This is a genomic window from Caballeronia sp. LP006 (assembly GCF_031450995.1).
GTDB lineage: Bacteria > Pseudomonadota > Gammaproteobacteria > Burkholderiales > Burkholderiaceae > Caballeronia.
On the sequence record NZ_JARTVW010000002.1, the window covers coordinates 358,993 to 379,161 of the forward strand.

Below are 20,169 nucleotides of genomic sequence, written 5' to 3' on the forward strand. Positions count from 1 at the left end.
ACAAGGCAGATTGACGTTCAGGGCGTACCGCGCTTTCAACTTAAGTCTGCCTAAACTCCAGAATGCCGCTATCCCTTCGCTGCAATTGCAGACCGTTGCGCGACACGGTGTCGAGCGTCGGCGAATCGATACCGTCATCCATTATCAACGTGTCGGTATCTGCCACGCTTGCGAAGACTTCGCCGTTGCGCTCGTCGAGCAGCGGCTGATAAGCGACGACGACCGTCCGCTTGGCCGTACGTCTTGCCGCTTGCGCAACGCGCGCCTGTGCAGGGTCGGCAGCCAGCAGATTGCCATCGCGATCGAGTCCCGACGCCTGAAGAATGCACAGATCGAGCGAATGACGCGCCACCGATGCCTCGGCGTCAGGTCCAGTCATGGCAGTTGCGCCATGCTCCAGTTGGCCGCCGGTCAGAAGTAACTCGCAATGCAGAAAGCGCTGCGCCATGCCGGCGACCGCGACGTCCTGCACGAGAAGCGACAGGTTGGCGCGGTCCGACAAAAACGGAATGATCTTGTGAATGATCTCTCCCGCTCCCAGCAAGAGTGCTTCGTGATCGCCCACGGCTTCAGCGGCAATGCGAGCGATCATGGTCTCGGACGCCTTGCGCGTGGCGCCATCCGACGCCGGCACGAGAATGTCGTCGCCCGTTTTCTGCACGAGATAGCGCGCCTTGCCAAACGAGCGCAGCAAATAACGCTGCTGCTCGAGATACGTCAGATCACTTCGAATGGTGACGCTCGAAACGTCGAACGCCTGACTGAGTTCCTCGACAGACACTTCGCCGCGCTTGCGCACAAGCTCGACGATCTGCAGCCGCCGCTTAAGCGAACTCTTGTTGGTGAGCATCGAATCGTCGAGTCGAAATGTCTTTTGTTCCGTAAGAGTCTAGTTTCGATTCGAAAGAAGGTCAAAGGCATTTCCCTTCGTGATCCATAGGTGTTTTCCCGCTTGGTACTTAGCGGTTTTTTGCTAATGCGCCGCGCAATGTCATTACCGTGCTCGCGACGCTCGCCACGATTTTGCCGTCTTCGCGCTGAATGTCGCATCGGTAATGACTGATAGTCCTGCCGCGATGCTCGGCCCATGCGCGCGCCGAAAGCCTCGACTTCCACACGGGGCGCAGAAAGGTCGCCTTCAGGTCGATGCTCGTGAAGCTCTCCTCGATGTCCATCACAGTGGAATGCGCCGTGCCGATAGCCGCATCGGCGAGTTCGCACAAAAGACCGCCGTGCACGGTGCCTTGTTGATTGCCGTGAATGGTGCAATCGGCATCGAGCTCGATAACGGCCAGCGCTTCGCCTATTTCGACGATGCGAAACTTGAGCAGCGCCGATATCGCGGTGGGATAACGCATGTGCGTGACGGTATCGGCAGTGAGGCTGCCGTCTAGTTGACGCTTCAGGAACTCGAGGACGGGAACGTGGCGGTGTGCGCTATCGGTCATGTCGGCTCCAACTCGGTGTTTTGCCGACAATAATCGCTTAAACTAGGACAATCAAATAATTGTCCTACATACACATGAGCGCAACGACACAGGTCAGGAAAGTTGCAGCCACGCTCGAAGCCGATATACGCAATGGCAAACTGCACCCGGGAGCGCTATTGCCCACGCATCGGCAGCTTGCCACGCGTTACGGCATTGCCATCGCGTCGGCGACCAAGGTCTATGCGGAGCTGAAGTCGTTGGGTCTAGTTGTCGGCGAAACCGGTCGTGGCACCTTCGTGCGCGACCGGCCGCAAAAACGCGAGTGGGATATCGGCGATGAAGCGCGGCTTTCAGGCAGCACCGCCGATCTGTCGTTCAATCATCCAACGTGGCCGGGTCAGGCCGACCTATTGCGCTCGATGTTGCGCGAACTCGCATCTTCAGGCGACCTTGCCGCGCTCATGCATCAGCAGCCGCCTGGTGGCCGGCTTCATGAGCGCGCCATTGTCGCCAAGTTTCTGGCCAAGGCGCGTGGAATTCGCGTGGAAGCCGAGCAAATCTTCTTAGTGCTTGGCGCGCAGCAAGGTCTCGACATCACGACGCGCGCACTGCTCGAGCCGCACGATTCCGTTGCGGCTGACGCGCTGACTTATCCGGGATTCAAGATGCTCGCGCATACGCAAGGCCGCGATGTGCATGCGATCCCCACCCTGGATGACGGTCCCGATCTCGACGCGCTCGACAAGCTATGCCGCCGTCACCGCATACGCGCGATCTACACCATGCCGACCGTGCACAATCCGCTCGGCTGGGTGCTGTCGGCTAAACAGCGTCATTGTTTGGTCGAGATCGCACGGCGTCACGACTGTATGTTGATCGAAGACGCCGCCTACGCGTATCTCGTGAACGACGCACCGCCGCCGCTCGTGGCGCTGGCGCCTGAGCGAACGGTGTATGTATCGAGCCTGGCCAAGAGTCTCGCAAGCGGCCTGCGCTTTGGCTTTATCGTCGCGCCAGAAGACTGCACGAGCCGCATCAAGGCCACGATCCGCGCAAGTTACTGGAGCATGCCGAGCATAGTCACCGCGATAGCCACGCGCTGGATGGCCGACGGTACCGTCGCGCGGAACGAAGTCATGCTGCGCCGCGAAGCGCGCCGCAGACAAGCGATCGCGCGAGACGTGTTCGCGAACATGGAGATGCTCGCGCACCCGTCCTCGCTGTTCCTCTGGCTACGCTTGCCAGAAGACTTGCGCGCGGATCGCGTAGCGACGGCGCTGGCTTCGCAGGGCATCGCCGTATCGAAAGCAGAGTCTTATGCGACGACGCGGCATGCACCGCGAGCCTTACGTATAGGCTTGAGTTCAGTGTCCATGGAAACGCTCGAACACGTACTGAAGCAGGTACGCGACACCATCGAGCACTTTCCAATCTGAGCGCTTTGGCCTTTAGACCAGCGCCTCGGCTTGACGCGTGCGCGGCAACATGCGTTCGAACTCACGCTTGACGATGCCGTAGCATTCGCACGCACGCTCTTCCAGACCGGCGCGGTCGAGCACCTTGATACAGCCACGGCTGTGATGGATCAGACCCGCGTCGTGCAGCTTGCCTGCGGCTTCCGTCACGCCTTCGCGACGCACGCCGAGCATGTCCGCGATCATTTGCTGCGTCACGCGCAGTTGATCCGACGGGGTGCGGTCCGTTTGAATCAGGAGCCAGCGGCACAGTTGCTTCGAGAGCGAATGGTGACGATTGCAAGCGGCCGTTTGCGCGACTTGCGTCAGCAGGGCTTGCATATACAGCAGCATCACACGACGCAGAAAGTCCGACTTGCCGAAGTGTTCACGCAATGCGCCCGCGCTCATGCGATACGCAAAACCCGCGCACTGCACTTGAACGCGCGTCGGCATGGTGTCGCCGCCCGTGAGCACCGGAACACCCGTCATGCCTTCACGGCCCACTGCCGCGACTTCCACCGAGCCGCCGTCTTCCATCGTATGCAGAAGCGAGACGATAGCCGTGGTCGGGAAGTACACGTGGTGAATGCGTTGTCCGGAATCGCAAAGCAACTGTTCCGTGCGCAACTGGACGAGTTCGAGATGAGGAGCGATTGCTTGCCATTCTTGCGCCGGAAGCGCGCCCAACAAATGGTTGCCGTGCAGGTCTGATTGAAGGCTCAACATGATTTGACTTTTTGGTCTGTGCGCATTGCGCTGTGCTTTTTTCTGGCCACTTGAGGTTTCGTGATCGCATCTGACGGCGATCATCGAAACCTCAGGGCCAGCCCCGTAGCACCGTTAGCCGCTTGTTCGATTCCCGTTCGCGACTATTTACCGTGCTTTGTCATACATAAGCGAGAGGCGTGCCAGGAGCCCTCAATCCTCATACCAGCAAGGCGTCAGCCGGAATGTGCCGGGCCATACGAAGTGCGGGCGATGAAAAATGATTCAGTTTCGAACACGTTAAATCGCCGCTTAATGATCCTGCTTACATTTCAAGCGTCTTTCAGTGTTTCTCGAATACCGGTTTTAGCGTTTGCGCGCCTTTATCGGCCAGTGGTGCTTTTTTAATGGCAATGTTTTTGAGCCCGTTAAAGACTTGCTTCAAAATTGTTGCAGTGCTGCACGATAGATGCGCGCTGAAACCAAGATAGGGAAGAACTAGACTGCAGGACGCCCCGCCGAGGCAGGCGGTGCAAGCAATTGCGGCATCTCGGCGGCCCGAGCGCCTTGAGGAGAAGGGATGACAAAAACCCGGCCAAAATTGTTGCATTGCAGATACCCGCTCTCGTTTTCGCCTGCCGACAACCTTCTGTGAAGAACCGCCGAATCACATCTGGATTCAAGTTTTGCGGAAACAATTCCGCCTCACGGGTGGTAACTCTGTCGTTTTCATACATCAGGCGAAAGAAATTTTTACGGAACATTTTGCCGAAAGTGACTTTTTTTAACGATCAAAGGCCTGAGCAGCTTTTTCTTTAACCAGCGGAAATATTTACGAATGATCAGACTAGAAGCGTCACTGGCGGACCCATATTCCGTCCATGCGAGAAGATTCTTTCGCCGGATAGGACGCCAATAAAGTATTTATCTTCTCTCCATAAACGTTTGCCTACTCAAAATAGTCCGATCGCAAAGGTTTGCCTCTGTAACATTGTGTTGCATGACAAATAGAATCGCCTCACAATCGGTTCCGTGCTCTGAAACAACTGATGTTTCCGACACTCCCCGTCACAGTCAACTTCGGTCCAACGCCATGACGCACGACAGCCAAACCCTCGATTCGATTCGTGAATTGAACCTGTCTTATCTGCTGCTTGCGCAGCGTGTGCTGACCGAAGACCGGGACGCGGCGCAGGCTCATCTCGGCCTGTCCGCCGAAATGGCTCAAACGCTGACGCAGTTGTCGCCCGATCAGACAGTGCGGCTGGCTTCGTCGTCGCAACTGCTGTGCTTCTTCCGCCTTGGCGGCGATGCGCTGCTCACAGGCCTCGCCAGTCTCACGGAACGCGCGCAAAGCGCTTCTGCCGCATCCAACGCATCGCTTCTGGTGGCCTGAACATGAGCACGACTGCATCGACGAAGAGTCTCGCCGACGACGCCAGCCAGGTACTGCGCGCGGTTACGCTGATCAAACTCGGCGCACGCATGCAAGTGCTCGAGTCGGAGTTTCCGAAGCTCTCGCGCGACCGTCTCATTCGCCTCTATCGCGAAGTGAAGGGTGCTTCACCGCCCAAGGGCATGCTGCCCTTCTCCGCCGACTGGTATCTGACATGGGGGCCGAACATCCATGCATCCATGTTCGCCAATGTCTATGCGTTTCTCGAAGCCAACAGCCGCGAACTCGACCGCGTCGATCTCTTGAGCCGCGCCTATGGTCTTTATGCCGAGCATTTCACGATGCAAGGCGAGCCGCTGCAAATGGACCTGACGCGCGCATGGACGCTGGTGCGCTTCAAGGAAGCCGGCATGCTGCGCCTCGCGGGCTGCAAGCGCTGCCACGGCAAGTTCGTGGCGCACTCGCAGGACATTACGACCGGCATGGTCTGCGGAATCTGCCAGCCGCCGTCGCGTGCAGGCAAGACCAAGGCCGCAAAGGCCGCGCGCGAAGAAAGCGCCGCGTTGCAGGCGCGTGCCGCATAACACCAAGCCTTCTTCCAAGGTCATTCGCATCGCAGTTCCTCGGGCAAAGTGAGAGACTTCTTCGTGTCTCTCACCGCTCACATGGCCGTCTCACGCCAGACCAACACATGGAACTGCGCCATCTTCGTTACTTCATTGCCGTTGCCGAATTGCGCAGCGTGCGCGCCGCGTCCGAGCATCTGCATGTCACGCAGCCCGCCATTTCGCGGCAGATTCAAGATCTCGAACAGACCATCGGCGCGACGCTTTTCGAACGCACGCCGCGCGGCCTGAAGCTGACCGCTGCCGGCATCGCCTATCTCTCCGAAGCACGCGCGATCCTCGCCCATGTCGATGCCGCGAACCGGCTCGCGCATCGCATTGCATCGGGCGAACAAGGACGTTTGCGTGTGGGTTTCGTCGAGAATGCATCGTGGAGCGGTCTCGTGCTGTCCGCGCTCAACGCGTTTCAGCAGAACGCTCGCGACATAGCGCTCGAATTGCAGCCGATGAACACGCCCGAGCAACTCGATGCCATCGCCGCCGAACGGCTCGAAGGCGGCTTTTGTTACCGCTTCGGCGCGCTGCCCGATGGCTTCGCCAGCATCCGGCTGCTCGAACAGAACGTGGTGCTTGCGGTGCCCGAGCAATGTCCGCTCGCCGCGCAAGCCAGGGTGCGTGCAAGCGAGCTTGCCGCGCTGCCGTTCATCGCGTTTCCGCGACACGTCTATGCGGCCTACTATGACCGCCTCATCTCCGCGTGCGCCGAGCGCGGTCTCACGCTGAATATTCGCCAGGAAGCCTCCACCGAAACCGCGATTCTCTCGCTCGTGGCGGCAGGCGTTGGCGCGGCGCTCGTAAATGCGGCCAATCGCGAACGTCCGCCCGCACGCGTGCGCTTCGTCGAAGTGGAGGACCTGTCGGTGCCGTTGCCGCTCGAATTCTGCTTTCTTGCGCAGCATGGCAGCGCGGCATTGCAACGCTTCATCGAACTGCTCGAAGCGCAAAAGCACCCTGAAGCGTGATGCCCTGAAGGCATCGCCCGCTGCAGAAAACGGCATTGGCCAGCGGATATTTCGTCGGCAATAGTGGATACGAACCTACTCGATTCGAGATCCGCTCATGTCCACTACAGTCTCGCTCATTGCAACCGATATCGACTACGAACGCCACGGTTTTCAGACCGGCACACTGCGTCTACCGTGGTCGCATGACCGTTCCGCATACGGTCATATTCCCATTCCGCTCGCCGTCCTGAACGCGGGCGACGGCCCCACGGTGCTTCTTACCGGCGGTAATCACGGCGACGAATACGAAGGCCCCGTCGCGCTGATGAAGCTCATGCAGCGCATGCCATCGCTTTCAATTCGAGGTCGTCTCATCGTCATACCGGGGCTGAATTTTCCGGCGTTCGTGAATGGTTCGCGCACATCGCCTATCGACGGCGGCAATCTCAACCGGCTCTTCCCCGGCTCACGTCACGGCAAGCCGACCGAGATGATTGCGCACTATGTCGAGACAGAACTGCTGCCGCGGGCCGATGTCGTCATCGACCTGCACGCGGGCGGCGCGAGCTTCGAACATGCGCCGACACTGCTTGCATCGCCGCCATCGGGCGATGCCGCACGTCGCGCGCGCTATCTCGATCTGGTGCGCGCGTTCGGCGCGCCCTACACCATGATCATGGATCTGCTCGGCGAGGATCGCACCTTCGCAGCCGCGGCCGAACGCCACGACACGCTCTTCCTATGCGGCGAATTCGGCGGCCATGCCGGCTGCGACGCGGCGAATCTCGCTATCGTCGAAAGCGGTTTGCAGCGCGTGCTGCATCGCCTCGATGTATTGCACGATGCCGCGCACGATGCGCCGCCCAGGACGCGTTATCTACGCGTGGAAGGCACGCAGCATTACGTGTATGCGCCGCATGCGGGCGTCTTCGAACCCGCCTTCGCCTTGAACGACGAAGTGCGCTCGGGTCAGCTCGCGGGCCGTCTCTTCGATCCACAAGAACCGTGGCGCGCGCCGCGCGAAATCGCATTTCGTGGCGATGGTCGCGTGATGTGTGCGCGCACCTTTGCCCGCGTCGAAGCTGGCGATTGCATTGCGCTTCTTGCCGCCGAAGCATCCCTCGACTGATTTCAAGGAGCATTCGCATGAGCGCTCATCCGCTTGCGTCGGCTTCTAACGCCGATGCCCCGCTCGACGTCCGTCATCCGCTGTACGTCGTGCTGTTGTTCTTCACGTGCTTCGCGTTTTCGTATCTGGACCGTCAGATCGTCAGCATTCTCGTGCAGCCGATCAAGCTCACGCTCGGCATCACCGATATTCAAATCGGACTGCTGCAAGGCTTCTCGTTCACCATGTGCTATGCGACTGCGGGTGTGTTCGTCGCGCGTCTCGTGGATCGCGCCAATCGCGTCAGGCTGATCGCCCTATGCGTCGCGATCTGGGCCATTTCCACGGCTCTTTGCGGCTTCGCGACGAGCTTCACCGAACTGTTGTTCGCGCGCGCGGGAACAGCCATCGCGGAAGCGGCGCTGAGTCCTGCGGCACTCTCCATCTTCAGCGATATCTTCGCGCCGCGTAAGGTCGCGCAAGCGAGCAGCGTCTTCATGCTGGGACCGTATATCGGCGGCGGGCTTGCACTCTTCGGCGGCGGCATGCTGCTATCCGCCGCTGGCGGCGACGTGAGTACATGGCTCGCCGCGCATGGCTTTCAGCCGTGGCAAGCGGTTTTCGTGCTCGTCGGATCACCAGGACTCGTGCTGGCAGCACTCGTTGCCTTGACGATTCGCGAGCCGGCAAGACGCGAAGCCACGACTGCCAGCATCGCCAATACGGATTTTGATGAAGCTCTGCCCTCGCTACGCGAAGTGCTCGCCGAACTGTTCGTGCGCAATCGCTTCTGCGCACCGTACTTTGCCGCTTATGTCGCGCTCATCACGCTGTTCTATTCGCATGCCGCGTGGTTTCCCACCTTGCTCATGCGGCACTTTCATCTTGCGCCCGCCATGGTCGGAAAGATGGCCGCGCCTGCATACATGACCGGCGGCATGATGGGCGTGGCGCTTGCTGGCATGCTCGCCGCGCGCGTCACCGACGAACGCACGCTACACAAAGTCCTCATGCTGTCGACATGTGCCGTGACCGCGCTGTTGCCCGCCGCCATCGCCATGCCGCTCGTGACCAACAGCACGCTCGCGATCTTGCTCTACGGCGCATGCGCGCTCGCCGCGAGCATTGCGATGGCGCTCGCCCCTGTGCCGCTGCAAATCGCCGTGCCTAATCGCATGCGCGGCCGTTCGATCGCGCTGCTCGTCTTCATGACCAATGCGATAAGCGGCGGCGTCGGTCCGCTCGCGGTAGGCTACCTCAACGAGCATCTCGCGGGTGCGCATGCCGGCTTAGGCACGGCGCTCGCCATCGTCGGCGGTGTATCCGCGCTTGCGAGCGCCCTGCTTTACGCATTGGCGACGACGCGCATTGCATCGACTACGAGGAAGAACGCATGAACACAGCGCTCGACTGGCGTCTTAACGAAATGCGGGTCACGCGTATCGACGAAACGGAATTTTCATTAAGGGCCGACGTGCTGTTTCCCAACGAAGATTTGGCGAGCATCGGTTCGGACAATCAGCAAGTGACGCTACGCACACATCTATGGGTCGTCGAGATCGACGGGCTGACGCTCGTGGTGGATACGGGCATCGGCAACGGAAAGCCAAGACCCTTCAGTGCGCTATTCGACCGGCTCGACAACCCTGTGCTGCAGCGTTTCGAAGCGGCGGGCTTCGACCGGCATCGCGTGGACTATGTGCTGCTCACGCATTTGCATGTCGATCACGTCGGTTGGAATACGCATTGGGAGAACGGGCGCTGGACGCCTGTGTTTCCCAACGCGACTCATGTCTTCAGCGAACGTGAGCGCGCGTTCTTCGACACGCCCGCGGGCGCACCGCGACGCATGGTGTTCGATGACAGCGTTGCGCCTTTGATCGATGCGGGCATCGCGCTTACCGTGCCGGACGAAGGCGCAATCCTTCGCGAAGGCATCCGGTTTTGGCCAACCTTCGGGCATAGCGCGGGACACATGGCGATAGAGCTAACGTCCGGCAACGAACGTGCGCTCTTCTCGGGCGATGTCATGCATAGCCCGTTGCAAGTATCTAGACCGCAGTTCGGTTCGACCTTCTGCCTTCGCCCTGATCTTGCACGCGCTTCGCGCGAATGGCTCTTGAACCATGCAGCCGAGACGAATGCAACGGTCTTTCCCGCGCACTTCCCGATGACCTCAGCAGGCAAGGTGCAGCGCATCGGCGATGAATTCGTCTGGCGCTATCTTGCGTACAACGCGAGCCATTGAGCTTGCGCTAAAGCGTCGTCATGCTGATGCCTTGCGGGTACGCTTCGTATCACAGCGTATCCGCATCCTGAAGCGACACACGCCGATTCATAACCACCACAAGCGAGATACACCGCCGCGATCCAATACGACCTGACATCGACTCCAAAGGAGTAAATCATGTTCAGTCGTTTCAGGATCGCCGCTGTTGCAGCGGGCATCGCGGGCAGCGCGGCGTTCGCGGTCTTCGCATCCGCTCATGTCTCGTTGCCCGCTACCGCAACCGTAGCGAACGGTGCAAACGCGCCGGACTTCAAGGGTATCGACAACTGGTTCAACAGCGCGCCGCTCGATCTTAAGCAACTGCGCGGCAAGGTGGTGCTCGTCGAGTTCTGGACTTTCGACTGCATCAATTGCGCTCACACGCTGCCCTACGTGAAGGACTTGCATGCGCGCTATCGCGACAAAGGGCTCGTCGTGGTGGGCGTGCATTCGCCCGAGTATGGCTTCGAACGCGATACGGGCAATCTCAGGAAAGCCATCGTTCGCAATGGCATTGAATACCCCGTTGCGCAAGACAACGAGTTCGCGACGTGGCGAGCCTATGGGAATCGATACTGGCCAGCTTTCTATCTCATCGATCAGAACGGCAAACTCGTCTATAGCCACTTCGGCGAAGGTCAATACGCGCAGACCGAGCAAAAGATTCGCGCACTGCTCGCACGTGACGACAAAGCGAAGTAACCAACCCTCAGTCAGCAAGCACGTTCATGCCGAAAATTCTCGGGAATAGATTCGCCGCAACGGTTGTTTGTCTACATGCAAGCCCATTAAACACGCTCAAGGAGCCGAACATGAACCTCGTCAAACTCGCCGCTGTATCCGCCGCACTCGTCCTCTCCTCAGGCGCTTTCGCGCAGAGCTTCACACGCGCCGAAGTCCGCGCACAACTCGTTCAGGCCGAGCAAAACGGCTCGCGACTCGTGGTCGATGCCTCGTATCCCGACGTCAGCCCGATCTATCAGAACCAGGTTGCGCATGCAAAGTCGGCAGATACGACCTCATACGGCGGCGCCGCGTCCACGAGAGACTCGGGCAACGCACGCATGAACATGAGCGCCTCGCAATGCGTGGGGCCCTACAGCTTCTGCCATATCTACGCCGGTTCCTGATGGCCGCAAGCTCGCCCGCCGCTGCATCGAAAAATATTCGCGTCTTGCGGAATAAACGCGGCGTGGCGCTGTTTGCGTCATTGAACCCGATCCTCGAACAGGCCCGCAATCGTGAATCCGCCCTCTGAAATGCGTCTATCCGAAGCCGATGTTCAGGCTTTCGCGGACGGCGTGCTCGCGTCGGAAAGGACGGAGCGCTTGCACGCCTATCTGGCGCGGCGGCCGGACGAAGCACGCAGAGTCGTGTTTTACGATCGACTGAACGTGCAACTGCGTTCGATGTACGACGTCAGCCACGCTCAACCAGCATCGCGCCGTCCCACGATCGACCTGCGCTTCCGGTTACTCGCGGCGATCCTGGCGTGTTTCGCGCTCATGATCTCGGCGATCTGGGTCACCGTGCGCGTCCCTGATGAGGCGCTCGAACGCGCAGCTGTCGAAGCACTATCTATAGATGCACCGACAGCGACAACGCCCGTTCCCGCCGCTGCCGCGCCCGATCTTTCGTCGCTTGGATTTCGCGCTACCTGCATACGCAACGTGACGCTCGGCGCTTTCTCGACGGTCAGCGTAATCACCTATCGCAACGCTTTAAATGAACCGCTCGTCCTGCTCTCGATGCGCGCACCCGCGGCATCCATGCGAACGCCGTGGCAGGCGCATAGAATCGATGCGGCGCGCCTTCTCGAATGGACTTCGACCGCTGGCGTGCGCACAGTGGTGGGCGCTAGAGCGGGCACGCAAGGACTGATGCGCGCGGCCGACTTGCTGGCGAAGCAACAGAACATGCAAGGGAATGCCTCGTGAAAGCACGCGTCACCAATCGAACCGCCCGCTGCAAGGAGCCGCAATGAGCGTGCGAGACCAATTGATGGACCACGTACCGCGTTTGCGGCGCTATTCGCGTGCGCTCATCCGCAATCAGGAACTCGCCGACGATCTCGTGCAGGACACGCTCGAACGCGCCCTGCGCAACACCGAAAAATTCGAGTCCGGCACCGACCTGCGCGCGTGGCTTTTCACGATCATGCACAACGTGTTCGCCAATCAAACGCGCCGTGCGGATGCGCGAGCCGTGCATGTCTCCGTCGATGAAGAAGCTATCGACGAAAGCGAGTTCGCGGTGGCTAGCCGCGACACGCAATCGCTGGAAATGCGCGATCTCGACTATGCGCTGCAGCGTCTGCCCATCGAACAGCGGCAAGTGGTGCTGCTTGTCGGGCTCGAAGAGATGAGCTATGCGGAAGTGGCGCTCGCCCTCGAAATACCGCTCGGCACGGTAATGTCGCGGCTTTCGCGCGGACGCGAGCGGCTTCGCGCGCTAATGGCAGGCAAGCAGGACAGCGCTCAATTGAAGGTGGTGCGATGAACAGACAATCGACTTCCGTCAGCGAGGACGAAATCCAGGCCTACGTGGATGGCGTGATCGCCGAACACCGGCGCGAGGAAATCGATCGGCTGCTTGAAACCGACGACGCGCTCGCGGGCCGCGTGAGCGACTACTTTTCGCTCAACAGCATGCTGCATGATCGGTACGATCGCGTATTGCAAGAGCCGCTGCCGCAACGTCTCGTGCTGCCGCTCGAATCGGCATCCAGTACTGTCACGAAGGTCGATGCGGGTCGACGTGAAGCCGCGAATTGGCCGCGCTTTGCGGGACTCGCTGCGGCACTCGTGCTGGGTATCGGCATCGGCGCGGGCGGCATGTTCAGCGAAACAGCGCGCGACATGCTCATGCCGAATGGCGAGAACACTTCGCTTCGTCACGTCAGTCTCTCCCGCGACGAATCGTTCGCGCGGCAATCGGCTATCGCCTATGTCACGTATGCGCCAATGGTCACGCGTCCCGTCGAAGTCGGTGCGGATCAGGAAGAAGAACTCGTGAAGTGGCTATCGAGCCGCCTCGGCACCGACGTGCACGCGCCCGTGCTCACGCGCGTGGGCTTCAATCTGATGGGCGGCCGTCTCTTGCCCGGCGATGAAGGTCCTATCGCGCAGTTCATGTATCACGATGCCAATGGCGAACGCATCACGCTCAACGTGTCTCATCGCAAAGTGAGCCGCGACGTCACCGCGTTCAAGCTGTATCAGGACGGCTCGGTCAACGTGTTCTATTGGGTCGATGGCGACTTCGGCTATGCGGTATCGGGCGCGATTGCACGGCCGCAATTGCTCGCGGTGTCGCACGACGTGTACGAGCAACTCACCGCGAGAAATGGACAGAAAACAACGCAGTGAGCGCGGCTTATGGGGCGTCCGCGGCCAGTTCGACGCGCATCTCGCCGATGGATATCGCCGTTCCCTTAACCGCATTCACACCGCTCACGCGCACGAACGACACGACCACTTCATTCGGGTTCGTCACGCCCGCGCGCGCGAGCAATTCAGTCACGGGAAACTCGATCGAGCTGCCGCCGTGATGCGTCGCTGTCGATACCTCGAACGCGCCGAGCGTGCCGACGAAGTGAGCATCGCGTTGAGCATCCGGGTCGCCGGTTGCGGGCAAATTCACATAGACGTTGTAGAAGAATCCGCCGGCACGTGCCGCCGCCGGCATGGACACGCCGTCCAGCACGAGATTCACATGACGAAATCCCGAAGCGGCGGGCCTGGCCGCTTGCGATTGCGACTGCGCTTGCGATTCGATCGCGCTGCTGTCGTCCGCTTCCGGAGCCACGGCAAGCGTATCGCGCAGCAACGTGGCATTGGCGGCTTGAAGCGGAATGCGCGCGCTGATGGAGTTGTCGGCAAGGGCCACGCCCTTCACGCCGCCAAGCGAACGCCGCGTGGATGACACCGTGCGCCCCGCGCTTGCGGTAAAGGTGCCGATCTGAGGACGTCCGCTTATGGGTGACATTTGCGCCTGAACCCGAATGATTCCGCCGCGTTCTGCTTGCGGTGGCAAGATGACTGGAACGGCATCGTTAGCGTAATCGTATCCCAGCCCCGTGGTCGTCCGCGTCTTGGCCTTCGTCATCGTGAGGTTGGTCGCATACGTGAAGCTGCCGGACCAGTACTTGTTGTTGGCCGCCGGAACCTTGCTCGTCGAGCGCAACGACCACGCATTCCACAGGCGGTCGAGGTTCGCATGATGCAGATAGAAAATGGGATCGAGCGGCGCGGTCATGATATCCGCCATGTATCCGCCGATGATGTCATGCACCGGATTGTGCGGTGCATTCTCCAGTTTAGTCTCGAACGCGTTGCTCGTGCCGCGCTGAAAATTGGCGACGCTGCGCGCGAACGGGCTCAAATCGAGCGCCTGATAGACGTTCGTGTTCACACGCGATGTGTATAAGGGATTGCCGCTCGCGGTATCGGTGAATTCGGAGGGCATCACGGGATACGTGTAGTAATCCCAGTACGGAAGCGTCAGCGTGTTATCGCCTGACACAGTGCGCAGTTGTTGTTCGAAGTAATAGATATAACCGCGATGCCACGTCAGAAAGTACGCCACGCCATGCGGGCAATAATTCGAATGCACGTTGCTCCAGTACTGCCATGATGCCGGTTTGCTGCTGTCGGCCGTGGCTCGCATGGTGCGGATGGCATTGAGAAACGACGCGTAGTGAGGCGTTGTCTTGAAGACTTGCCATTCGAGCCGTATGACATTGGGCGTCGCGGCGAAACCGAGTTCGGGTATGGACGCAAGCGCAAGCGCCGACGCCGTCCCCGTGACGAACGAGCGCCGGGTAATCGTGGAAGCCATGTTTGTCCCCTCGTGCCCGCGGATTGCCCGCGAACGCTCCGCGTCCGACTCTTCTAATGAGTCAGCCGACGTGGCAGTAGTGATCGGAAAATGCCAAGGAAGTATGGTTCACTTCGCGCAGGGTTCAACGAATATTTAGAATACCCAACGAAAGTTAACGTGTACTAGCGCACATTGCCGGAACTCAAACGTCCGTTCGTGCTGCGTTGCTCCAGACGATCACAGTCTGCTCCGACTCTGCCCCATAGCCTATTTCGTGACTGTCATAGGGAATCGAGCGCGAGAGGTGTCGCGTCAAGATCGGCGATTGATCGAAGACATGCGCGCAGACGGGGTAGATATAAACCACCGTGAGTTTGCGGATAGTTGCATCTGCAACCGCTTTCTCCAGATTGTTCAGAAGCGTCGCCATGAGCGCGGCGCCGAAGGGATTGAACAGGAAGACAACGAGATCGCCCTTCGGAAATGCGAGTTCGAGCGCATTCTCGACGAAGGCCTGCATGCGTATCCTCTGCGGAAACCGGCGCGCAACGATCTCGGCATTGCGGTTCGCTATCTCGATGAGCGGCTCGGCCAGGTCATAACCAAGCACGGCGTCGAAGGGAAACTCGGTGGCCACGATCATCGGCCGCCCTTTTCCGCAGCCGATATCGATGAACGTGCTGCCACGCACGTCTCCAAGTTGCTGCAGCGCATGCCGCACAATGCTTGGCTGCGATCCCATATACGGTAGATTGCCCGCATCGGCGCCGGGGCCGCTGTCGGATTCGGGCGGATAAATGCCGCCTGTATCGGTGCCGAGCATGCGGTCGATAGGATGCGTTCTATAACAGCCGTTATAAAGCACGCGCAAGACAGGCACGCGTTCGCCGAAGCGTCTGATCCACGAGACGAAGAACAGCGTCTGAACCCAGTCCGGCAAGGCGGCGACCACGGCGATCAGCCGCCATTTGATCGTGCGTTTCATTCGGGTTTTGAAGCTCATGCTCATCGTCGTGTTCATGGAAACTCCGTTGGGGGCGGGCTGCGAATATACGCAAGTACGACGAATGACGCGCAACGTCTGGATGGTCGCGACCAGTCTTTATAGACTCGCGCCTGGCGATTGAATGTGACGTGACGCACATAGCGTCGTGGGACAGGAGTGGCGTTTTCCCGAACGCGAGGGCAGTTCGTGATCCCAATGCGCCATGCCTCGCAGGCATGGCCCGCTGCCTCGAAAGTCTTTTTCTTGAGCAAGCACGCGCCCTACATTTGAGTCCACCGACGGGCCTGCAACGCAACCCCGTCTCTCTCAGACCTCATGGAGTCACGAAATGGACAAGCCAGTCATTCTCATCACGGGCGCGCTCACCGGCATTGGCCGCGCAACGGCGTTTGCTTTTGCCGACAGCGGCGCGCGCATCGTCGTATCGGGCCGGCGTGAAGCCGAAGGACGCGCGCTCGAAGCCGAACTGCGCGAACGCGGTGCAGAAGCGTTCTTCGTTGCCGCCGACGTACGCCACGAAGACAGCGTGCGCGATCTCGTCGATGCAGCCGTCGCGCACTTCGGCCGTATCGATGCCGCCGTGAACAACGCGGGCACCGAAGGCCAGCCCGGTGCGATCGTCGATCAGAGCGCCGCAAGCTATGCATCGACGTTCGATACCAACGTGCTCGGCACGCTCCTTAGCATGAAGCACGAACTGCGCGTCATGCAGGCGCAGAAGCACGGCAGCATCGTGAACGTGTCGTCGACTTACGGGCATGAAGGCGCGGCGTTCGCGTCGGTCTATGCGGGCAGCAAGCATGCGGTCGAAGGCATGACGAAGTCCGCCGCCCTCGAAGTCGCGGCGCTCGGCGTGCGCGTCAACGCAGTGGCGCCCGGCCCCACGGATACCGGCATGCTCGACCGCTTCACCGGAACAGCCGAACGCAAGGCCGCGCTTGCATCGAAGGTGCCGCTTGGACGTGTTGGCACGCCCGTCGATATCGCGCGCGCAATCGTCTTTCTTGCTTCGGATACGGCCTCGTTCGTCACGGGTCAGATCGTCACCGTCGATGGTGGCAAGACAGCGGGCTGACGCGTTCTCTTCCCCATTCAAAGGAGCAACGACATGAACGATCTTTCAGGCAAGACCGCGCTCGTCACGGGCGCATCGCGCGGTATCGGTCGCGCAACGGCTATCGCGCTGTCGCGTGCGGGGGCAAGCGTGCTGGTTCACTACAGCAGCGGCGAACAGGAAGCCGAAGCCGTCGTCGCGCAGATTCGCGCCGCAGGCGGCACCGCGCAGAAAGTGCAGGCGAATTTGCGCGATGCAGACGGACCGCATCAACTCGCACGGCGTGTACGTGAAGTGGTCGGCGACAGGCTCGACATCCTGGTTGCCAACGCGGGCATCTCGAAGGCCGCGAGCATCGAGAATACGACCGTCGATGACTTCGACGCGCTCTACGCCGTGAACGTGCGCGCGCCCTACTTCCTCGTGCAGCAACTGCTTCCCGCGATGTGCAAGGGCAGCAGCGTGGTCTTGCTGTCGTCGCTCGTGGCGCGCGCGTCCGTGACCTCGCTGTCCGCTTACGCCGCGACCAAAGGCGCGGTCGATACGCTCGTCAAGCACTTCGCGGCGACGCTCGGCGAACGCGGCATTCGCGTGAATGCGGTGGCGCCGGGCGTCGTGGAAACCGATATGTCGAACTTCACGAAGACCGACGATGGCCGCGCACTCACGCTCGGCATGCAGGCGCTCAAACGCATTGCGCAGCCGGACGATATCGGCGACGCCGTGGTCTTTCTTGCTTCGAATGCCGCACGCTGGGTCACGGGCGAGACGCTACACGTGGACGGCGGCTCGAAGCTTTGACCTTTGAACGCGCATGACGACTCGTGCAGTTGGACGATTGCCCGGATAATCTCCGGGTGATACGTTCAACGACTCGCACGGGAAGCCCATGGAACTGCGGCATCTGCGGTACTTCATTGCAGTGGCGGAAACCGGCAGTCTGACCGAAGCGGCGGAACAGCGGCTGTTCACGTCGCAGCCTTCGCTCAGCAGACAGATCCGCGATCTGGAAGATCAGGTCGGCACGCGCCTCTTCGAGCGTACCGCGCGCGGCGTGGATCTGACGCCCGCTGGCAAGGCCTTCATGGAGCACGCGAAAATCGCCTTGAATCAGGTCGATGCCGCCGTCGAAGCCGCGCGCCGTGCCGCGACGCCAAGCAAGCAACGTTTCGCGCTCGGCTTTCTCACGGGCCAGGAGATGAACTGGCTTCCGGGCGCCATGCATATTCTTCGCGACGAATTGCTCAACGTCGATGTCACGGTATCGAGCGATTATTCGACCGAACTCGCGGAAGGTGTCGCGCGCGGCAAGCTCGACCTCGCCTTCATGCGCGCGGAGCCGGACTTCGATCTGGCGTATTACATCGTCGATAAAGAACCGCTCGTCGTGTTGATGCCGAGCGATCACGCGTTGACCGCACGCGCCGAGATTGCGCCGCAAGACCTCGTGGGCGAACCGTTCATTGCCATGGCGGGCAAGGCGAAGGTGCTGCGTTCCGTCGTCGACAATTATCTCGAGCGCTCGGGCGTGCATATCGTGCCTTCGCAGAGCGTCGATAACCCGGCGATGGTCATGTCGCTCGTGGCATCGACACGCGGTCTCGTGTTGATTCCATCGTACGTTCAGAATTTGATGCCGTGGTCGGTCGTCAGCCGTCCCTTGGCAGGCGATGCACCGACTATCGATCTGGCTGTCGGCTATAGCAAGTCGAATCAGTCGCCGACCTTGCGCCTCTTTCTTTCGCGGCTCGACGAGCTCATCGCGCGTCACGCCGCCGAGCGTCGAATGAACGTAAACAACACTTAACGGCCGGAGCGAATCGTCGCGACCGCGACGCCCCCCGCTGCGAACGCGCATAGCGCGGACAGCAACGCGACGGCGCGCAATGCGCCGGCGACCGCGCTGGCATCGCTGACAGATGCTGCCTTGGAAGCCATCGCGGCGTCGTGCGACCACACGAACACAATGCCGAGCAGCGCAATCGCAAGCAGGCTCGCCACGCGTGCAACCGCATTGTTGATCCCCGATGCCACGCCCACGCGTTCGCTCTCGACCGACGCCATGACGACCGAAGTGAGCGGCGCGACCGTGATCGTGAGGCCGATGCCGAGCACGACGAGCGCGGGAAGAAAGCCCGTCCAGTAGCTGCCGCTCACGAAAGGCAGCGCGAGCATGCCGAAGCCGAAGCCCGCGACGCACGGCCCCACGGTCAACAATGTGCGCGCGCCGAAGCGCCCCGTCACGCCGCCTGTCACGCGCGACAGCAGTCCGATGATGAGCGGCATCGGCAAGAGCGCGGCGCCCGCTTGCGTCGCCGTATAGCCATAGGCGCGAATCAGCGTGAACGGCAGGAAGAACAACACGCCGCCCAAGCCAAAGTACAGCAGCAACGTGACGACGTTCGCGCCGCTGAAGTCGCGCGAGCGGAAGACATCGAGCGGCATCATCGGCGCCGCGCTTTTCGCTTCTATCGCGACGAACACGGCAAGCACGAGCACGCCGACGACCAGCGCGCACAGCACGAGCGAATTCACGAAACCGCGTGCCGATGCTTCCGTGAGTCCATAGGTCAGCGCCGCGAGTCCCGCCGCCGCGCACGCCGCGCCGGGCCAGTCGAGGCGCTGTGTCGCGTCGGGCTTGTGGCTGTCGGGAACGGCCAGCATGGCGAGCGCGATGGTCGCGGCGGCCAGCGGCACATTGAGGAAGAAGATCGCGCGCCATGAGTAGGCATCGACGAGCCAGCCGCCCGCCGCCGGACCGAGCGCCGACGTAATTGCGTCCACGCCCGCCCATGTGCCGATGGCGCGTCCGCGCGCTTCGCCCTCGAACACGGCGCCGATGATCGCGAGACTGCTCGGCACGAGGAGCGCCGCGCCGATGCCCTGCACCGCCCGCGCGCCGATGAGCCACGCGGTATCGGGCGCGAAGCCGCATACCGCCGAAGCTAGCATGAAGATGGCGATGCCCGCGATGAACACGGTGCGACGGCCGAGCTTGTCGCCCATCGACCCGCCGACCAGCACGAGCGAGCCGAGGGAAAGCAGATACGCGTTCATGATCCACTGCATGGCCGCGACGCTCGCGCCAAGCTGGCTTCGAATGGACGAGAGCGCGACGTTGACGACCGAGCCGTCGATGAAGGCCATGCTGGAACCGAGGATCGTCGCCGCCAGCGCGAGCCGTTTGCGCCGGCAGGGTCGATCGGTCGCTTCAGGCTGCGTGCGAATGATCAGTTCATCGCACGGACCTTGTGGCGCGGCGTGCCGCACCACGGAAGGCGACACCGCGCGCTCTTTCAAGTCCTGACTCGTCACATTCGCTCCTCGATGGCGTGAACCATCAAGGATACGTC

At 60.8% G+C, this 20,169-nt stretch carries 21 protein-coding genes; 15 read left to right on the plus strand and 6 right to left on the minus strand.

The features are described 5' to 3' along the window. Positions 1-40: 40 nt before the first annotated feature. Together P9250_RS02390 and P9250_RS02395 are read right to left on the minus strand one after the other, a co-directional pair. Positions 41-850, minus strand: coding sequence for a DeoR/GlpR family DNA-binding transcription regulator (locus P9250_RS02390; RefSeq protein WP_250469686.1), 810 nt, complete (start codon positions 848-850; stop codon positions 41-43). A gap of 109 nt (positions 851-959) precedes the next feature. Beyond that, the gene (locus tag P9250_RS02395; protein ID WP_310390880.1) at positions 960-1,448 is read right to left on the minus strand and encodes a PaaI family thioesterase; all 489 of its coding nucleotides are present in this window, start codon (positions 1,446-1,448) and stop codon (positions 960-962) included. A gap of 74 nt (positions 1,449-1,522) precedes the next feature. Between P9250_RS02395 and P9250_RS02400 the strand changes: the two genes are divergently transcribed. After that, complete coding sequence (locus P9250_RS02400) at positions 1,523-2,866, plus strand: PLP-dependent aminotransferase family protein (protein WP_310390882.1); 1,344 nt, start codon at positions 1,523-1,525, stop codon at positions 2,864-2,866. 12 nt (positions 2,867-2,878) lie between these two features. Here P9250_RS02400 and P9250_RS02405 read toward each other — a convergent pair whose 3' ends face one another. Then, positions 2,879-3,613 carry a Crp/Fnr family transcriptional regulator gene (locus P9250_RS02405; RefSeq protein ID WP_244831764.1) on the minus strand — a complete coding sequence of 245 codons (735 nt, stop codon included), beginning with the start codon at positions 3,611-3,613 and terminating at the stop codon, positions 2,879-2,881. 1,072 nt (positions 3,614-4,685) lie between these two features. Here P9250_RS02405 and P9250_RS02410 point away from each other — a divergent pair. From P9250_RS02410 to P9250_RS02460, 11 genes are all read left to right on the plus strand, one after another. Further along, entirely contained in the window at positions 4,686-4,988 is a 303-nt protein-coding gene (locus P9250_RS02410) for a flagellar transcriptional regulator FlhD (RefSeq protein WP_250469837.1), read from the plus strand. A 2-nt stretch (positions 4,989-4,990) separates the two neighbouring features. Then, on the plus strand, positions 4,991-5,572 hold the full coding sequence (gene flhC / locus P9250_RS02415; protein WP_244831767.1) for a flagellar transcriptional regulator FlhC: 582 nt from the start codon (positions 4,991-4,993) through the stop codon (positions 5,570-5,572). Between the two features lie 107 nt (positions 5,573-5,679). Further along, complete coding sequence (locus tag P9250_RS02420) at positions 5,680-6,576, plus strand: LysR family transcriptional regulator (protein WP_244831768.1); 897 nt, start codon at positions 5,680-5,682, stop codon at positions 6,574-6,576. Positions 6,577-6,673: 97 nt separating this feature from the next. Next, a complete protein-coding gene (locus tag P9250_RS02425; RefSeq protein ID WP_310390885.1) occupies positions 6,674-7,687 on the plus strand; it encodes a succinylglutamate desuccinylase/aspartoacylase family protein in 1,014 nt (337 codons plus the stop codon). Positions 7,688-7,704: 17 nt separating this feature from the next. Next, a complete protein-coding gene (locus P9250_RS02430; protein ID WP_310390888.1) occupies positions 7,705-9,063 on the plus strand; it encodes an MFS transporter in 1,359 nt (452 codons plus the stop codon). After that, complete coding sequence (locus P9250_RS02435) at positions 9,060-9,914, plus strand: MBL fold metallo-hydrolase (RefSeq protein ID WP_310390891.1); 855 nt, start codon at positions 9,060-9,062, stop codon at positions 9,912-9,914. The genes P9250_RS02430 and P9250_RS02435 overlap by 4 nt, the downstream gene beginning before the upstream one ends. Positions 9,915-10,073: 159 nt before the next feature. Further along, complete coding sequence (locus P9250_RS02440; RefSeq protein ID WP_244831772.1) at positions 10,074-10,637, plus strand: thioredoxin family protein; 564 nt, start codon at positions 10,074-10,076, stop codon at positions 10,635-10,637. Between the two features lie 110 nt (positions 10,638-10,747). Beyond that, complete coding sequence (locus P9250_RS02445) at positions 10,748-11,065, plus strand: DUF4148 domain-containing protein (protein WP_310390893.1); 318 nt, start codon at positions 10,748-10,750, stop codon at positions 11,063-11,065. Positions 11,066-11,176: 111 nt separating this feature from the next. Further along, complete coding sequence (locus tag P9250_RS02450) at positions 11,177-11,872, plus strand: anti-sigma factor (protein ID WP_244831774.1); 696 nt, start codon at positions 11,177-11,179, stop codon at positions 11,870-11,872. Positions 11,873-11,915: 43 nt separating this feature from the next. Then, positions 11,916-12,434 carry an RNA polymerase sigma factor gene (locus P9250_RS02455; RefSeq protein ID WP_244831775.1) on the plus strand — a complete coding sequence of 173 codons (519 nt, stop codon included), beginning with the start codon at positions 11,916-11,918 and terminating at the stop codon, positions 12,432-12,434. After that, complete coding sequence (locus P9250_RS02460) at positions 12,431-13,303, plus strand: anti-sigma factor (protein WP_310390895.1); 873 nt, start codon at positions 12,431-12,433, stop codon at positions 13,301-13,303. Before P9250_RS02455 ends, P9250_RS02460 begins: the two co-directional genes overlap by 4 nt. A 7-nt stretch (positions 13,304-13,310) precedes the next feature. On the opposite strand, the gene P9250_RS02465 is transcribed toward P9250_RS02460, so the two are convergent. Then, positions 13,311-14,774 (minus strand): tyrosinase family protein, encoded by a 1,464-nt coding sequence (locus P9250_RS02465; protein ID WP_310390896.1) that lies wholly within the window; start codon positions 14,772-14,774, stop codon positions 13,311-13,313. A 184-nt stretch (positions 14,775-14,958) separates the two neighbouring features. Next, positions 14,959-15,777, minus strand: coding sequence for a hypothetical protein (locus tag P9250_RS02470; RefSeq protein WP_310390898.1), 819 nt, complete (start codon positions 15,775-15,777; stop codon positions 14,959-14,961). Positions 15,778-16,090: 313 nt separating this feature from the next. Between P9250_RS02470 and P9250_RS02475 the strand changes: the two genes are divergently transcribed. From P9250_RS02475 to P9250_RS02485, 3 genes are all read left to right on the plus strand, one after another. Further along, on the plus strand, positions 16,091-16,837 hold the full coding sequence (locus tag P9250_RS02475) for an SDR family NAD(P)-dependent oxidoreductase (protein ID WP_250494925.1): 747 nt from the start codon (positions 16,091-16,093) through the stop codon (positions 16,835-16,837). A 33-nt stretch (positions 16,838-16,870) separates the two neighbouring features. Further along, positions 16,871-17,617 (plus strand): SDR family oxidoreductase, encoded by a 747-nt coding sequence (locus P9250_RS02480; protein WP_310390900.1) that lies wholly within the window; start codon positions 16,871-16,873, stop codon positions 17,615-17,617. Positions 17,618-17,705: 88 nt separating this feature from the next. Continuing rightward, positions 17,706-18,623 (plus strand): LysR family transcriptional regulator, encoded by a 918-nt coding sequence (locus P9250_RS02485; protein WP_310390902.1) that lies wholly within the window; start codon positions 17,706-17,708, stop codon positions 18,621-18,623. Here the strand turns inward: P9250_RS02485 and P9250_RS02490 are convergent. After that, positions 18,620-20,131 carry an MFS transporter gene (locus tag P9250_RS02490; protein WP_409014784.1) on the minus strand — a complete coding sequence of 504 codons (1,512 nt, stop codon included), beginning with the start codon at positions 20,129-20,131 and terminating at the stop codon, positions 18,620-18,622. The genes P9250_RS02485 and P9250_RS02490 overlap by 4 nt on opposite strands. Positions 20,132-20,169 lie beyond the last annotated feature (38 nt).